16 protein-coding genes are annotated in these 14570 nt (G+C 63.0%); 7 read left to right on the top strand and 9 right to left on the bottom strand.

Features of this window, described 5'->3' with window-relative positions:
* Positions 1–88: 88 nt before the first annotated feature.
* Entirely contained in the window at positions 89–802 is a 714-nt protein-coding gene (locus AB0M82_RS13225) for a DUF6308 family protein (protein ID WP_364720911.1), read from the top strand.
* Positions 799–1593 carry an NYN domain-containing protein gene (locus AB0M82_RS13220; RefSeq protein WP_364720908.1) on the top strand — a complete coding sequence of 265 codons (795 nt, stop codon included), beginning with the start codon at positions 799–801 and terminating at the stop codon, positions 1591–1593. Before AB0M82_RS13225 ends, AB0M82_RS13220 begins: the two co-directional genes overlap by 4 nt.
* Before the next feature lie 40 nt (positions 1594–1633).
* Here the strand turns inward: AB0M82_RS13220 and AB0M82_RS13215 are convergent, their stop codons facing one another.
* The 3 genes from AB0M82_RS13215 to AB0M82_RS13205 form a co-directional block, all read right to left on the bottom strand.
* Positions 1634–2152 carry an HNH endonuclease signature motif containing protein gene (locus AB0M82_RS13215; protein WP_364720905.1) on the bottom strand — a complete coding sequence of 173 codons (519 nt, stop codon included), beginning with the start codon at positions 2150–2152 and terminating at the stop codon, positions 1634–1636.
* Entirely contained in the window at positions 2152–2313 is a 162-nt protein-coding gene (locus AB0M82_RS13210) for a hypothetical protein (protein ID WP_364720903.1), read from the bottom strand. The genes AB0M82_RS13215 and AB0M82_RS13210 overlap by 1 nt, the downstream gene beginning before the upstream one ends.
* 83 nt (positions 2314–2396) lie before the next feature.
* On the bottom strand, positions 2397–3884 hold the full coding sequence (locus AB0M82_RS13205) for a recombinase family protein (protein WP_364720901.1): 1488 nt from the start codon (positions 3882–3884) through the stop codon (positions 2397–2399).
* Positions 3885–4075: 191 nt separating this feature from the next.
* Here AB0M82_RS13205 and AB0M82_RS13200 point away from each other — a divergent pair, with 191 nt between their 5' ends.
* The 4 genes from AB0M82_RS13200 to AB0M82_RS13185 all read left to right on the top strand — a co-directional run bounded on the left by AB0M82_RS13200 (position 4076) and on the right by AB0M82_RS13185 (position 8196).
* Positions 4076–4816, top strand: coding sequence for a hypothetical protein (locus AB0M82_RS13200; protein ID WP_364720898.1), 741 nt, complete (start codon positions 4076–4078; stop codon positions 4814–4816).
* A 622-nt stretch (positions 4817–5438) separates the two neighbouring features.
* Positions 5439–5777, top strand: coding sequence for a hypothetical protein (locus AB0M82_RS13195; protein ID WP_364720896.1), 339 nt, complete (start codon positions 5439–5441; stop codon positions 5775–5777).
* Complete coding sequence (locus AB0M82_RS13190) at positions 5770–7053, top strand: putative T7SS-secreted protein (protein ID WP_364720893.1); 1284 nt, start codon at positions 5770–5772, stop codon at positions 7051–7053. Before AB0M82_RS13195 ends, AB0M82_RS13190 begins: the two co-directional genes overlap by 8 nt.
* Positions 7054–7056: 3 nt before the next feature.
* On the top strand, positions 7057–8196 hold the full coding sequence (locus AB0M82_RS13185; protein ID WP_364720891.1) for a hypothetical protein: 1140 nt from the start codon (positions 7057–7059) through the stop codon (positions 8194–8196).
* A gap of 80 nt (positions 8197–8276) precedes the next feature.
* Here AB0M82_RS13185 and uppS read toward each other — a convergent pair whose 3' ends face one another.
* From uppS to AB0M82_RS13165, 4 genes are all read right to left on the bottom strand, one after another.
* Positions 8277–9017: a polyprenyl diphosphate synthase gene (gene uppS / locus AB0M82_RS13180; protein ID WP_364720888.1), complete on the bottom strand. Its 741-nt coding sequence runs from the start codon at positions 9015–9017 to the stop codon at positions 8277–8279.
* A 42-nt stretch (positions 9018–9059) separates the two neighbouring features.
* Positions 9060–9938 (bottom strand): class I SAM-dependent methyltransferase, encoded by an 879-nt coding sequence (locus AB0M82_RS13175; protein ID WP_364720885.1) that lies wholly within the window; start codon positions 9936–9938, stop codon positions 9060–9062.
* A gap of 18 nt (positions 9939–9956) precedes the next feature.
* Complete coding sequence (locus AB0M82_RS13170; protein WP_364720882.1) at positions 9957–10541, bottom strand: hypothetical protein; 585 nt, start codon at positions 10539–10541, stop codon at positions 9957–9959.
* 595 nt (positions 10542–11136) lie between these two features.
* Entirely contained in the window at positions 11137–12237 is a 1101-nt protein-coding gene (locus tag AB0M82_RS13165) for a hypothetical protein (RefSeq protein ID WP_364720879.1), read from the bottom strand.
* A 254-nt stretch (positions 12238–12491) separates the two neighbouring features.
* Here AB0M82_RS13165 and AB0M82_RS13160 point away from each other — a divergent pair, with 254 nt between their 5' ends.
* Positions 12492–12731 carry a helix-turn-helix transcriptional regulator gene (locus tag AB0M82_RS13160; protein ID WP_364720877.1) on the top strand — a complete coding sequence of 80 codons (240 nt, stop codon included), beginning with the start codon at positions 12492–12494 and terminating at the stop codon, positions 12729–12731.
* Between the two features lie 15 nt (positions 12732–12746).
* On the opposite strand, the gene AB0M82_RS13155 is transcribed toward AB0M82_RS13160, so the two are convergent.
* The gene (locus AB0M82_RS13155) at positions 12747–13253 is read right to left on the bottom strand and encodes an NUDIX hydrolase (RefSeq protein ID WP_364720874.1); all 507 of its coding nucleotides are present in this window, start codon (positions 13251–13253) and stop codon (positions 12747–12749) included.
* Positions 13250–14530, bottom strand: a complete 1281-nt coding sequence (locus tag AB0M82_RS13150; RefSeq protein WP_364720871.1) for a helix-turn-helix transcriptional regulator — start codon at positions 14528–14530, stop codon at positions 13250–13252. Before AB0M82_RS13150 ends, AB0M82_RS13155 begins: the two co-directional genes overlap by 4 nt.
* Between the last annotated feature and the right edge of the window lie 40 nt (positions 14531–14570).

Genomic DNA, 14570 nt, shown 5'->3' with positions numbered 1-14570 from the left:
GGCGATCGCTGCGGCCCGCGGAACGCGTAACACGGTCAACTCCCGGAGCGACCTTAGGTCCAGGCACTGAGGCTGAGGGAGGGGTGCCGTGCGGGTCGATGCCAGCGGACTACCCCTTGCCAGTGACTACGCGTCCCAGCACGAGCTGCTGGACCTCCATGTCCTTAGCAACGGCCGGACAGCTGCGGTCGACGCGCTCAAGCACTACTTCAACGAGGACACAGCACGGTCCCGCTACACCGGCCGTTGGTTCGAGCGCTTCGCCCGCGGCGGCGACCGACCAGACATCGCCGACACCGTCACCGAAGCCGACGTCCTGGCTCTCACCTTCCTGAGCATCTCGGACCTGGCGAACGTCGCCGTCGACACGACGATCACCTACGCGGCCGGGATCGCGGAACTGCTCGAGCAGATCCCGACCAGCCTGGCGATGCACGAGGCGCCGTGGACGACGTATGCGCCCGGTTCGCCTGCCAGCAGGTTGTGGTGGTTGTTCAAGCGCTGCGGCGGCAAGGACCGGTGGGTCACGGCCAACAAGCTGCTGGCCCGGAAACGTCCGCATCTGCTGCCGGTCTACGACAGCCAGGTCAAGGCCATACTCGACGCGCCCAACAGTGTCTGGGCCTGCCTGTGGACCTGGTTCCAGGGCGACTCGCGGCGAGCCGAGGCCGTGGCCGAACTGCGCGACGAGGCCGGCGGGATCCAGGACATCAGCCTACTGCGCTGCCTCGACGTCATCCTCTGGATGCAGGCGACCGGACGGACAGCCCAGCCGCCTTCGACGAACGGAGCGCCGACATGACCACCGCCACCGGGCCCGGCAACGCCGAGCAGGTCGCCGTCTTCATCGACTTCGAGAACTTGGCGATCGGCGCCGCCAACAGCCTGCCCGACCAGACCAATCCGGTGCCATACGCCGCGCTCGAGCTGGTCTGCCGGGACTACGGCAACGCCTCGATCCGCCGTGCCTACGCCGACTGGGCGAAACAGCAGTTTGGCAAGTACCAGCACGACCTCGCCATGAACGGCGTCGACCTGATCCAAATCCAGCGGTTCGGGATACAGCAGAAGAACGCCGCCGATATCCGGATGGCCGTCGATGCCATGGAAACCTTGATCACGCACCCGGACATCGGGACGTACCTGCTGGTAGCCGGCGACGGCGACTACTCCCCGCTCGTGCAGCGGCTCCGGGAGTTCGGCAAGCACGTCGTCGGCGTCGGGACCGAAGCATCGGCCAGCCCGCGGCTGGTCTCGGTCTGCTCCGAGTACAAGTACTGGGGCACGCTGGTCGCTGCCGTCGAACCCAGCGCGAAGCCGACGGTCGAGAAGACATTCGACATCAAGCACGGCGAAGAGCTGCTGATCCGAGCGATTAAACAGAGCAACACGCCGACGCCGGTCGCTGCCTGGCTCAAAGCCCGGATGCTGACTCTCGACTCGGCTTTCGACGAGAGGAACTATGGCTGTCGGAACTTCAAGGAGTTCCTCGGCCGGCTACCCAACACCGTGGCGGTGCAGGCTAGCGATGGCCCCGGCGACTTGCGCGTTCGACTGATTGAATCGGTACCCGCGCCACGTGTCGAGGCGTAGGCGCGCATCAGTAACCGACCCTATCGCTGAATGGCGGCTTTCAGAGCGGGTTCGCGTTCGCCCAGTCGGTCACGAATTGGCGCCCAATATCGGTGATGACATAGTGCTGCAGGGCAACCACGTCATACGAGAAGATATGATCAGCGTTCGCCCGCGTCCGCAGCGTTTCGCCGTAGACAATGTACCCGTCGCGCAGGAGGTACATGAGAGCGACGTCCATCCCTCCTGGCAGCGCAATCGAAACTTGCTCGGGATCTTGAGCAAAGTACACAAGGACGCGGCGCTCGAAATCACCGTAACGACTATGCAGCAGCGCCAAGCTTGCTTTGTACTGACGCATTGCTTTGCGATCTATCTTATTCTCTTGATCGTAGAGATGGTGACAGTTCGGGCACAGTGCGATCAAGTTGTCGAACGTATGCTCCTTCACTTTCGACCATGGCTCGATATGTGCTATCTCCACCGTCGTGTGATGACAGGTCGGGATAGCACATCGGTGACCAGCTTCGACGAGTACAGCACGCTTCAGCTCAGCGGGGATGGCAGAGCGATCGGTCATCAGACACTCCGCGCGGGGCTCAGCGACGACTCGATAGCCGTGAAGAAACGTCCATCCGCGAGCTGGAATTCGATGTAGTCGGGTTCGTGGAGGGCGGTCACCGTGGCCAACGTGCCTTCGGGGACGTCGTCGAGAACTACGACCTGGTCGCCAAGGTTCATGCAGCAAGGATGCCACCTGGCTCTGCGGCGAGGGCGCAAGCGGGGCCAGCGGCCAGAGCTTCAACCATCAGAGCTGGGCGGCTTCAGCGGACGTTCGTCCACGTGTGCCGAGTTTCGGCCACCAACGCCTTCCGGCCTGCAGGCTGCGAGGTGACGATCGCCGTCAGCGTCGCCAAGCTGGGGTCGAACTGAAGGGCGATCCCGAGATCGCGATACACGTCTGCCGTCCCCGCGGTGTCGTCGCGTTGGCACGCACCTGGTAGCCCAGCCAGCTGGTTCGTTGCGACCCAGGGATCGACCCGCTGCAGAACAGCATCCTCACGGAGGTAGACCGAAGCTGGATGATCTGCCAGGCTGGCTCGGTTCGGCAGCCTCCGAGCGAGGCAGCGATAGTAGTTCCGATCTCCGTTGACGGAACCCTCCATTTTGCGGCCACAGAGTGCGCAGCGGATCATCCCCTGGAAACGGTACCGGTGCATCGTCCGGCGCGCCGCGCGCTCGATCATGCTGCCGCCACGAGCCTTGGCGCGGCGCAGTAGTTGAACTTGGGTGAAGTCCGCCACCGATACGATGCCCGGATGCGCAGGCCGTTCCGAGCGCACGATATCGCCTGGATCAGCCCGCCGGAACCGAACGGCATGGCCGGCGGCCACGTCATCGGGGTCGAGCAGGACATCGTGCTTCGTCCAGCGGCCGAACACGGCATAGCCGGTGTAGCGGGGGTTCTCGAGGATCGCGCGAACCGTGCTGGCCTGCCAGCCGTCGCCTCGTCGGTGTCGGTTCTGAGCCGGACGCCGAGCAGATGGGCACGGGATTCCGTCACGGTTCAAGGCCGAGGCGATCTCGCGGTCGGTGTGGCTCTCCAGGTACTCGGCGAAAATTCGCGCCACGACCACCGCCGCGTCTGGGTCGAGCTGCAGCACACGTAGCCGAAGCCCTTCGGCGGCTTTGCGCGGATGCGGGTGCGGGCCGCCGTCGACCACGACGTAGCCGTACGGGGCGCGGCCGCCCTGGTGCCGACCTTCGTTGCGAACCTGCACGTCCATCGCCGCGCGGACCCGCAACTGGACATGCCGACGCTCAGACTCACTCATCCCTCCGAGCAGACTCATCAGCATCGCGTGCGACGGGTTCCGCGCCTCGTAACGCCCGCCCAGCTCGGGCACCCACAAGTCAACGCCGTACGCCGCTAGTCTTGGCGCGGTCAAGGAGAACTGATTGCCGAACCAACATCGGGTTCCCTCGCCGACCACGACGGCGGCCCACCCACGACCGCGGTCCTTCAGGTCGAGCAGGAGCTGCGCGGCAGCCGGCCGCCGATGCCACGGCACCGAGCGGGACTCCCCGACGTCGAAGTACTCAGCGACAACCCGCCCACCTCGCGGCTCGATGAACCGCCGGGCGTTGCCCAGCTGCCAGCCTCGCGAGGTCTGCGGATCCTGGTTGTCCTCGGTGGAGCATCGGCCATAGAACGCAGTGGCATCCGCGGTCGCATCAACTGGCTTCGCTGCTCCCTTACCCCACAACGCGTCCAGGGCGGCCCACGGATCGTGCTGAACGCTGCTGGTCATGGCCGCCTCCAACCGCACGGCAGTCCGACTCGCGCCCGCCGCCAACCCCGATGATCAGTGTCAACCCGTGGGAATCGAGCAGCCGCAACTTTCACTCCGACGAGTGGTCATCACGCGGGGACACCTCTGTGAACGGTCGAGGCCGCCCAGGTGCGAAACTGGGCGGAACGTGACGACTCAAGGAGTTCGGCGTGGTCTCTGACGCCCTCGAAGGACCGGTCCCGGACTCGAGCGGACGAGGCCAGCCGATCCTCGGCCTGCTGGACAAGGCCATCGGCGCGCAGGCACCGCTAGTCGGCAAGAACATCGCCCGGGCACGCCACCGCAACCCGAATGCGACACCGGCGGAGGTCGTCCACACCCTGGAGCGGATGTACGTCAGCGCCCTGGCGTCAACAGGGGCTGCAGTCGGGGCCACCGCGGCCGCGCCCGCCGTCGGCACCGGGATCGCGCTGGCGCTGTCGGCGGGCGAGTTCTTCTCCTCGCTCGAACTGAGCACCCTGTTCGTGCTCTCGCTCGCCGAGGTCCACGGGGTCCAGCTGGACGAGATCGAGCGCCGCCGCACGCTTGTCATGGGGATCTTGCTTGGCGAGTCCGGCTCCACGACCATCGGCAAGGTCGCCGAACGCACCGGTAAGCATTGGGCCCGTCACCTCGTCGACAAAGTGCCCGCAGCAACACTGCTCAAAATCAACAAGGTCCTGGGCAAGAACTTCGTCACCAAGTACGGCACCAAGCAGGGAATCATCGTGCTCGGCCGGGTGGTCCCGTTCGGCATCGGCGCGGCGATCGGTGGTGGCGCCAATGCCACCATGGCTGCCCTGGCCGTCCGGGCGGCCAGGCGCGCGTTCGGCCCGGCACCGCAGGTGTGGCCCGGGGCATCACCGGATCCCGCGCTTTCGACGCTGGATTCTCCTGATCGGCGCCCCTGACCGGCGCCGAAGCCAGCCGACTCCCCCGACAACTCACCGCTGAAGTTCATCGAGGGTCGACAGCCGGGACATGGCCTGCATCGGCGGAGGTCCATCATGGACCTCCGCCGATCCCCAGACTAGGACAGGTGGTCCATGAACCAGATGACTAGCTTGATAACTTGAATCACACAGTACACAGCCTTGCATGACCGCCAAGCCCATTTTTTTCTTTCCCCCTGCCGCTAGACTGGACCCGATTGAACACAATCTTTTCACTGAATTTCATGGCATTTCCTTTCCCAAATAGTTCCTCCGACCTGCAGAACCTTCTTGCGTCGGTGCAGCCATCCTAATCGACTAGCGCCTCGACAAAAAGGGGGCGCACCCACCTCCGAAGCTGGCCAGGTCAAACCATTTCAACAAAGAAAATTGCACTTGAATGTCATAAAAATCTGACCAGCAGGAACAGGTCGAGCGTCGAAGTCGATAGCAGACGCGCAAGGCGCCATACGGTGACCGAGATCGCAGCTTGGCTAGACGATAGCTGAGCCGAATGGGTGATGCGCCGCCTAGTTGCTCACCGCGCTCAGCTGTGCTCGTAGAGTGGACGCCGATCTTGGTCATCCACGGGGAGGGTGCGATGCCAGACGGCTTTGCTGTCGACGTCGAGGCGCTGAAGAATGCCGGGCTCGGACTGTCCGATCTGCTCGGCGATCTCGACGAGCTGCAGGTCGAGAACATCGACTGCGACCGGAAGTTCATCGGGCATACCAAGCTGGCCGACTCCTACGAGTCGTTCACGACCCGCTGGGCGCTCGGCGTCGAGAACCTGACCAAGGACGGCCAACAGCTTTCCCGCCGCATGGTCGACGCGGCCGGCGCCTACATCAAGGCCGACCAGGCGCACGAGCACAAGCTCAAGGGCATCTTCGACGACACCGGAGCCGACCCTGGCGCAACGGCGATGAGCGATGGCTGAACTCGGCGAAACCGACGACCCGAAGGCCCTCGTGCCCGGCGAGGCGAAGGAGATCCGGGCGTCGACCGTGCACCTGACGGTGTACGGCGACACCATGATCCGCATCGGCGAGGGCTTCAAGAAGCTGGACACCGGCGGCTGGTCGGGGCCTGCGGCCGACGCCTACCACAAGCGGACCCACGCCGAACCGGCCCGCTGGCTGACTGCCGGGGACGCCTTCCACGCGGCCGCAGCGGCGATCAACGGCTATGCCTCCACGCTGGATTGGGCCCAAGGCCAAGCTCAACAGGCCATTGACCTTTGGAAACAGGGCGAGGAAGCCACCCGCCAGGGACGCACTGCGTACGACCGCGACGTGGCGGCAGCCGGACAAGAGGCTGCCTCCCATGGTCAACCGCCACCGACCGCGGCACCGTTCCAGGATCCCGGCGAGCCGAAGCGTGCTGAGGCCCGCTCGCTCCTGAACGAGGCCCGCAGTCAGCTGGACTCGGCGGGCAACCAGGCGGTCGGCCAGGTCGACAAGGCCCAGGCTGGCGCCCCGGAGGAGCCAACGTTCCTGGATGACATCGGCGACGGATTGACTTCAGCCGCCGAGTTCGTCGGCCACAACCTCGGGACCGCGCTCGGCGATGTCACGAGCAACGTCATGAACGCGACCGGCGACTTCACGAGCGACGTCGTCCACGTCGCCGGGGACATCGTCCACGACCTCGGCGACGGCGTCGGCGGGGTGCTCAGCGACGTCGGCGAGTTGACCGGCTCGGACGACCTGAAGAACGCCGGCAACACTGTCACCTCATCCATGCATGATGCTGCGGACGCCGTCGACCGCGCCGGAGACACGGCCGACCACTGGCTGCAGGAACGCGGTAACGACGCCAAGGCGTTCCTCGGCGGCGACGAGCCGGAGCCCAAGGGGCCGCACTACGTCATCATCGACCAGGGCGACTATCCCGAAGCTGCCGACCACGCCCGCGAAGCGCAGATGGGCACGTCTTGGCGCGGTGACGAGTCGTTCCCCCGGACCCAGCCGGCGGACGTGACGATCGACCGGGAGGGTGCCGAGGACCGGCGCACGGAGTCGATGAAGCAGGTCCCGCAGACGCGGCCTGGCTACGATCGCGACGAGTACCCACCGGCAGTGTTCCTGGAAGGCGGCGAAGGCTCGTCCGTGAAGTACATCGACCCGTTCGACAACCGCGGCGCGGGCTCCTCGGTCAAGAACCAGATCCGCGACCTCGACAACGGCGAACGCGTCACCATCCTGGTGGACTGACAGATGACCGATCTACGCCCGCTCGACCAACTGCTCGCTGCGGCCCGCGCGCCACTCGGACCCCATATCCAGCTCGATCTGGGGCACGACACCGGACCGTTGGCCGAGCTCGCCGAGCTGCTCACCCGCGTGAACGGCTTCACTGCCTTCAACGCCGGAGTGCAAGTCTTCCGCGCCGGGACAGCCGGCCTCGGCCCGGAGCTCGGACACTGGAACGAGCCGTCGACCTGGAAGAACACATACGGCGGGTTGGCCGACGGGCTGTTCTGCTTCGGCCAGGACCTCTTCGGCTGCCAGTTCGCGGTCACGGACAACCGCGAGGTCGTCATCTTCGATCCGGAGACCGCCGACCGCACGCCCATCGGCACCGGCCTCGGCGACTGGGTAGCGTGGTTGCTCGAGGATCCGGCTGTCCGCGGCGCCCACCAGTTCGCCACCGCCTGGCAGGACGAGCGCGGGGCACTTGGGCACGACCAGCGGTTGATCCCGCTGCAGATGTTCACCATGGGCGGGACGTACGACTTCGATAACCTCGTCGCCAAACGCGCCGTCACCTGCATGCGCATCCGCGGCCCGCTCGCCCAGACGATCCACGACCTACCCGATGGAGCTCAGGTACACCTCATGGCTGACAACGCACCGGCCGCCACGCCCGGCAGCAAGCAGCTGGCCTACGCCGAACTCGACGTCTTCGCCGACTACAACAGCTTCATGGTCCAGGACGAAACCGCCCGATTCGAGCCGGACCGCGCGTGGACCAAGGCGCTGATCACGGACATGATCGCGGCACGCGAGGGCGTGATCGGGGTCGGCACCGCCCGGAGGACGACTGTTCCGGTCATCCTGGACGTCCGGTCACAGGCGCCCGACGACAACTTCGAGGGCTGGGACCACGTCACCGAAGCCGGCCTGCACGTCGAGTCGGGCCAGGTCATCGTTTCGATGCTGGACTACAGCGACGCCGTCCCACGGAGTGAAGTGCCGACGGGCGACTACACGGCGCGCGTATACGCAAAAGGGTTCAGCACGATCTCAAGCGACGGTATCCACGGAGACGATCTCTATCACGTGGTGTTGTGGCCCGGCACAGTTCGAGAGCCGCGAGTACTCGTACGGTACCCGGGGGTTTTGAGTGGTGGTTAGAAGCCGCGGTCGATTGCAGCAGCTAACCTCGTCGAGACACTCAGACGGTAGGCAGCCATCGTTGTCGCCTACGACGAAGACTACCGCCCCGTACCAAATGTACGCCTTCGCGAGGCGAATTCTTTCACTGCTGCCACAAGATCCCCGCGGCGGAAGTCAGGCCACAGGGTGTCCGTAAATACAAGCTCAGCGTACGCTGCCTGCCATATTAGAAAGTTAGAGAATCGCTTCTCCCCAGCCGTCCTGATGTAAAGATCAACATCAGGTATGTCGGGAGTGTAGAGGTAGCGTCGGATCGCATTTACATCGAGATCTTGGCGCGACTCCTGCCCCGCTTCGATCGCGTCACACAAGTGAGCAACCGCTTCCGCAATCTCTAGTCGCCCACCATAATTTAGGCAGAATTGCAGCATGAGGCCATCATTACCCAATGTGCGCTCTTCAGTTTCCCGCAAGAGGCTAAGCAGGTCTCCAGGCATACGATCGACTGACCCCGCCCATCGAAATCGAACACCTAGATCATCAAACAGGCTCACTGAGCCTCTCAGCACGTGCGCGAACAACGCACTTATCGCATTGACCTCTTCCGCCGGCCTTGCCCAATTCTCCGACGAGAAGACATGCAGAGACAAGTAAGGAACATCGAGTTCTACACATGCCTTTAAGGTAGACAGAAAGGCTTTTTGACTTTCCTCATGCCCTGCAGTCCTAGGTAATCCGCGGTTTGTTGCCCATCGACCGTTACCATCGGCGGTAATTGCAACGTGCTTCAGGTCGCCGTGCACCACCATCCTCTTCAAAAGTGACTCATCCTCAATCATAATATACCTCCTAACTTGATTATAGCAGTACGCCCAATATGCTCAGACTTTGGATGCCACGACTTGGTAATATTGCATATCGCCACCATGGTGCGCAGCCTTCATGGCTTCATGAAAACTTTTCGTTTCTAGCCTCCTCGCAGTACTGCGATCTGAAGTTGTAATTTCACTGTACGCAACACTCAAGCCCCAGTAAGGTATCTGCCTGTCAGTGCGATCACGTAAATATCGGATTCGATAGCCCGCCGCCGTCAACGCTGAGACAGTTTCCTGAAGGGAGGAAATTTCGCTTACCCAATACTTATTGTAGTACGCCGCAATCTCACTAGTGCGACTCGCGACATAGTGATCACTAAACGCCAAGACTCCTCCCGCCCGCTGCGTTCTGGCCAGAATGTCGAAGACTGTTTCCTTTCGACCCATCTGACTAAACGCGTCAAAGCTCATGATTAGCCCATATGGCTTCGAAGGTCGCCAGTCATCAGGAGAGAAAACATCGCCTACGCGGGCCGTCACCAAGCCGGCCAAGTTCAGGCGGTCGGCCTCGCGCTGAATATGACGCCCCTGCGAAGGAACGATCGTTAAGGCATCAACCCGCAGTCCATACCGCTCCGCAAGCAAGATAGACGTCCCACCCAGACCGGCTCCACAGTCTAACGTTTTGGGTTCCGGCTCAGTCAACCATTCCGATGCAAGCTGGAAGAGCTCCGACACGCTTCGTTCTTGCCCAAGGTGCATTAACATCTTTAGTCGATCAACACCGAGGTCACTATCAACCCATCCTGAACGAAACAACTCGGGTTGCCGTTCCGGATCGTAGATGCCGACATGGGCATGCGCTCGATCATTCAATAGGTACTTTCCTAGATATTCCGACTCCTTGCGCGAATAATAATCGATAAGCTCTTCACGAGTCGGCATCTATGCCTTCCAAGATCACTAGTGGTTTGTGGATCCCTTAAGTATCGGATTGGTCCGCATAGCAGTCTTCCATCGGCTATCGAACCATGCTCGAACAATCTTTACAAACTCCGGATCTGTAAACTTTATCGCCGTGTACGTCGTGAGCGTCGGGAAGGCGATCACTACCTCGCGATCGCTTAGGCCTTGCACACGAATCTTATTGTCGGGCAAGCCAGCGATTTGCGCACTTCTGATAGTGGAGAATAATGCAACAAACTCACTCAGAGCAGGGTGACCAAGGGTAACTAGGTACCTAAACTGGACGCCTCGAGCGGCCGCTTCCATTACGCGATCGTGCACGCTTCCCGGAAAGTTTTGCAACCCGACGGTATGGGCCCAAATATCGTCCCCTTTGTTGGCATGCCTGTACTGCTCCAACAGGGAATCGATCATCTCTTCCCTGGACCAGAAGACCACGATTGTCCGACTGGTACCACCAACGAAGCCTCGGCGTTCGAGCGCATACATCTTGCGCGCATAATGAATAGCAATTATCGACGTGACAAGACTGGTTATACCGAAGATGATCGCGAATATGTTATTTTTCAGAAACTCAAGCAAGCAGACTCCCCCTCCTGTCACCTATATGACTTATCTGCGATATTTGATCAGTCACTCTATTGTCGGTGATCAAGTGAACAGCGTTACACTCCACACCGGAGGATCAAGCCAACGATAGCCCCAGTCCGGCCAGAAGCTACCAACCGAGGAAACGTTCGACAAGTCGACAACTCTTTACGACATTTGGACACAGTCTGTCAATGTTTCACGACCAGGACCTGAGGGGCGGCTAACAGAGTCTCGATGCTCACACGAACGCCGCGCCAGCCCGAGGGAACACCCGACCGTCGAACCCCTCATTGATCGCCCTAGTCGGCGCCGTGGCGAGTGACCGTTCGACGCCATCGGCGGCAAACATGAAAGCCCCCTGGGCACGCGAAGTGCCCAGGGGTTTGTTGAGTCAGCCGCCGGTTCCGCCACCGCCACCACCGCCGCTGTTGCGCATCATTGATCACCTCCTGTCGAATGTTCCAACACAGAGATCTCCCAACTTGCCGACCGATGTCGATAGAATGGAAGATGGCGAGAGCATGCCGCTCAATCGCTTGTTTCAAGAGTAACAAACTAGTATTTAGTTGCAAGCAGAAGCAGTTTCTTAGCTCTCCATCTCGTCATCAAGTACCCATACAAACGCGGCTCCAGCGCGGGGGAAGACCTGACCGTCAAATCTCACGTCGATCGTCCTGGCCGGGGCCGCTTTCGGCGACCGCTCGACCCGCGAGGCATCGGGGCTCGCGAAGTAGTCGACGACATTGACTTGGCGGATGTCGACCTGGCCATATTCCATCTGGACGTGCACGCCCTTCGTCGGCCGTGGCAGGTCGAGAAACAACAGATGCCCGTGGCGCTGGACCAGCACACGGTACGTGTACGAGATCGTGGCCTCATCGCCGCTGATCGCAGCCTTGCCCAGCGCAACGGTATAGACCTGGGCACCGTTCCGGGCTGTCCGCCGGATGGAGCGCTCCGCCCCGTCGATGCTGAACTGGACGAGCTCGAACGCCTCAGTACTCGCAGGATCGACCGGCGACGTCTTGCCGAAGTACCACTGGCCAGCCACCGTCGGGTCGCGCAGCAAGTCCTGGTACTCCGCCCGGTCGGATACACAGGCGAAACGCATCGTCGGGCTGGCGGGCCGGACGCGATACTCCCACCGAATCGTGGCCACGAACATCGAACCGCCGCCGGTCGCGGGGCCTGCGGTCCACGGGCTAAGTGAGACTGATATATCGACGTCACGCCACCGCTCCGGCGAGCGGATGACTTGTTCGCGCAGGTCAGCGTAGGCATCGCGAGCAAGCTCGGCGTCGCCGAGGCGCAGCCCGATCGCATTCGTGGCGATCTTGTCGAGCGTCTCGTCCGACGCGATGCTCCGCATCGTCTCTGGCTCGAACGCGAAGCTGTCCAGCACAGCGCTGCGGATCGCAGGCGCCTCCTGCCGGATCGCATACCGAAGCTGCTCGTTCGTCCGGGCTGCGGTCTCCTTGCGCGCGTAGTACTCGAAGATGACCGCAATGACACCGGCGCTGAGCAGCGCACTGCCGACTTCGCCAGTAGGCCAGCCGACGAGCCAGCTCAGGACGGGAATCGCGTCGACCCGGTGCGACACGACAATCAGGGCAATACCGAGGAGTGCTGTCACAAGCCCGGCGAGCCGGAGCTTGGTCTTGTAGAGCTGGTCGAGCAGGTGATTCATCTGCCACTAATTATAGCAAGCTTTGTATTCGTGTTGAATAGCAAAACGAGAACCCTGGGCGAGTACGGCGCCCAGGGTTCTCGCGTTCAGGTGTGCCTACCTGGCTCAGGTGTCGCCACCACCACCGCCACCCATCGGATACTGGCGCATTGGTTCACCTCCTTCGGATCGCCGGCCGCGGCCTTTTCGGCCGGATCGCGGCCGACAATATCCGATTTTGGGATATTGGCAAGGATTACGGTCCGCTACCCCTCGTGGACAAGTCGATCTACTCCGCGGAGTACCAGCGCCTCTGCGCGCTCCTCCGGGAGCTGCGCCACGAAGCCGGGTTGACGCAGGTACAGGTCGCCGAGCGGCTCGACGAGCCGCAGTCCTTTGTGAGCAAGTACGAGGCCGGCGAGCGGCGGCTCGATGTCGTCGAGCTGAACCAGGTGGCAAAAGCACTCGGGACCACCGTCGTCGCGATCCTCCAACGCCTCTGGCCCGAGAACTGACCCTTCGGCCTGACCTCAGCGTTCGGTGTCTGGATCAAGTTCCGCGTAGGCGAAGCCGCCCGACCTCCGCGCAGCGAGGGACTTGTCGAGCTGCGACCAGAGCCGCGGCTTGAGCAGTGGCTCCGCCTCGGTCAGTGTCACGAACTGCAGGCCAGCGAGTTCCTCGTCGGTCAGACGCAGGTTCGCCACCGCCGCGTCGTCGAGCTCGCCGCCGTCGAAGAGGAACACCAGCTGGTCGTCCCACGGTCCGTGCGGCGGTACCCACTCGACCAGCAGCAACCTACCGACCGTCAACGTCAGCCCGAGTTCCTCGCGTAGCTCCCGCTCGGCGGCGTCCCGCGGCGGCTCGTTCGCCTCGACCATCCCGCCGGGGAGGTCCCACCCCTCTTTGTAGGTGGGATCCACGAGTAGGACGCGGCCGGCCCGGTCGGTGATCAGAACGTCGGCGGCGACCCGCTTGCGCGCCTGCTTGGCGTTGCCCTCGGCCAGGTACGCGAAGCGGGCCGCATCGTTCTCAGTCACACCGGCCACGACGTGTCAGATTCCGGCGCAGCCGCGGGTTGCAAGACATGAGAGCAGTCTGCCAGGAACAGCTGGACCGCGGGAACTGAGCGGTGCGGCCGCAGCAGCACTTGGAGGTCGGCGAGCCGACTACGCACACGGTTCGACGTCAACGACCCAGCCGCCGCACAGATCTCGCGCCCCAGCGAGGCAGCCTCGTCGATCTCACCGCCACCAGCGAGTACTTCAGCGAGCGTCAGCTGCCCGAACGCCCGGCTTCGCACCCGGTCGCCGACGCGTAGCTCAAGTACGCGGCGAGCTTGGCGTTCGGCCTGACGTCGGTCGCCGAGCGCGTCGTAGCAGAGAGCTGCCTCGCCAGCGAGAGAGGCTTCGTCGAACTGACTGATCCACTCCGCTTGTGTGTCCTCGTGGAGACGCTCCAGCACGCGTTCGGCGTCGATGAGGGCTCTGCGGCTGGCTTCAGCGTCGCCTTGCATGGCGAAACCGCGTGCGCTCATGGCGTGTAGCCGCGCCGACAGCCGCTGCCGCGCGGGACCGCGTTCAGCATGCGTCAAGCCGACCTGAGCGATCCGGACGGCGTCCGCCGCCTGGTGGAGCTGGCCGGCGAGGTGGCTCATGCTGGCGCAGATGTTGGCGAGAAGCGCTGGGTGATCTGCGGCTTTGGCGAGCCGGTACGACTGGCTGAAGTGGCGCTGCGCGTGCTGGTCGCGGCCGCTGTCGTGAGCCATCCATCCGGCGATCTCAGTCAGCGAGGCGGCTGCCTCGAACAAACGCTCGCCCAGGATGTCGCTGCCTGGGTCGAAGAGGCGCGGACTGATCTCGGTCTGCAGGTAGTGGACCACGGTCGAGTAGATCTGGCCGCCGCCGACCTTCCGGTCTGCAACCTGGAATGCCGTGGCCATGGCCTGGATGGCGGCGAGGTCAGCTTGCCGATCTGGCCGAGTCGGTTGGGCGGGGCGAAGGAGTTGTACGTCGGGCACCGCCTGTGGCGGACGTCGCTGCTCTTCGACGCGAGCGACCACGACTTCGCCGGGCTGCTCGCTGCGAGGATCGGCCCCTGCGTGCGTCTGGCCCTCGCGCAGCAGTTCCTCGAGGCGGTCTGCGCTGACGTTCAGCACAGCGGCCAACTTGGGTCGCTTGTACGGCAATGGTTCGGTCTTCCCGGATTCCCAGTTGCCGACCGTCTTGACGTCGACCGCAAGAGCCTCAGCGAGCCGTTCCTGCGTGTAGCCAGCTGCCCGCCGTGCCCGTGCCAGTTCGTCGCGCTTGGCGACCATACGCGCCCCTCCGTATACGGTCCGTGCCGCCCGGCCACAT

The organism is Amycolatopsis sp. NPDC051128 (genome assembly GCF_040682715.1).
GTDB lineage: Bacteria > Actinomycetota > Actinomycetes > Mycobacteriales > Pseudonocardiaceae > Amycolatopsis.
The sequence above is the reverse complement of the archived record's forward strand: the minus strand, read 5'-3'. Positions and strand labels throughout refer to the sequence as shown.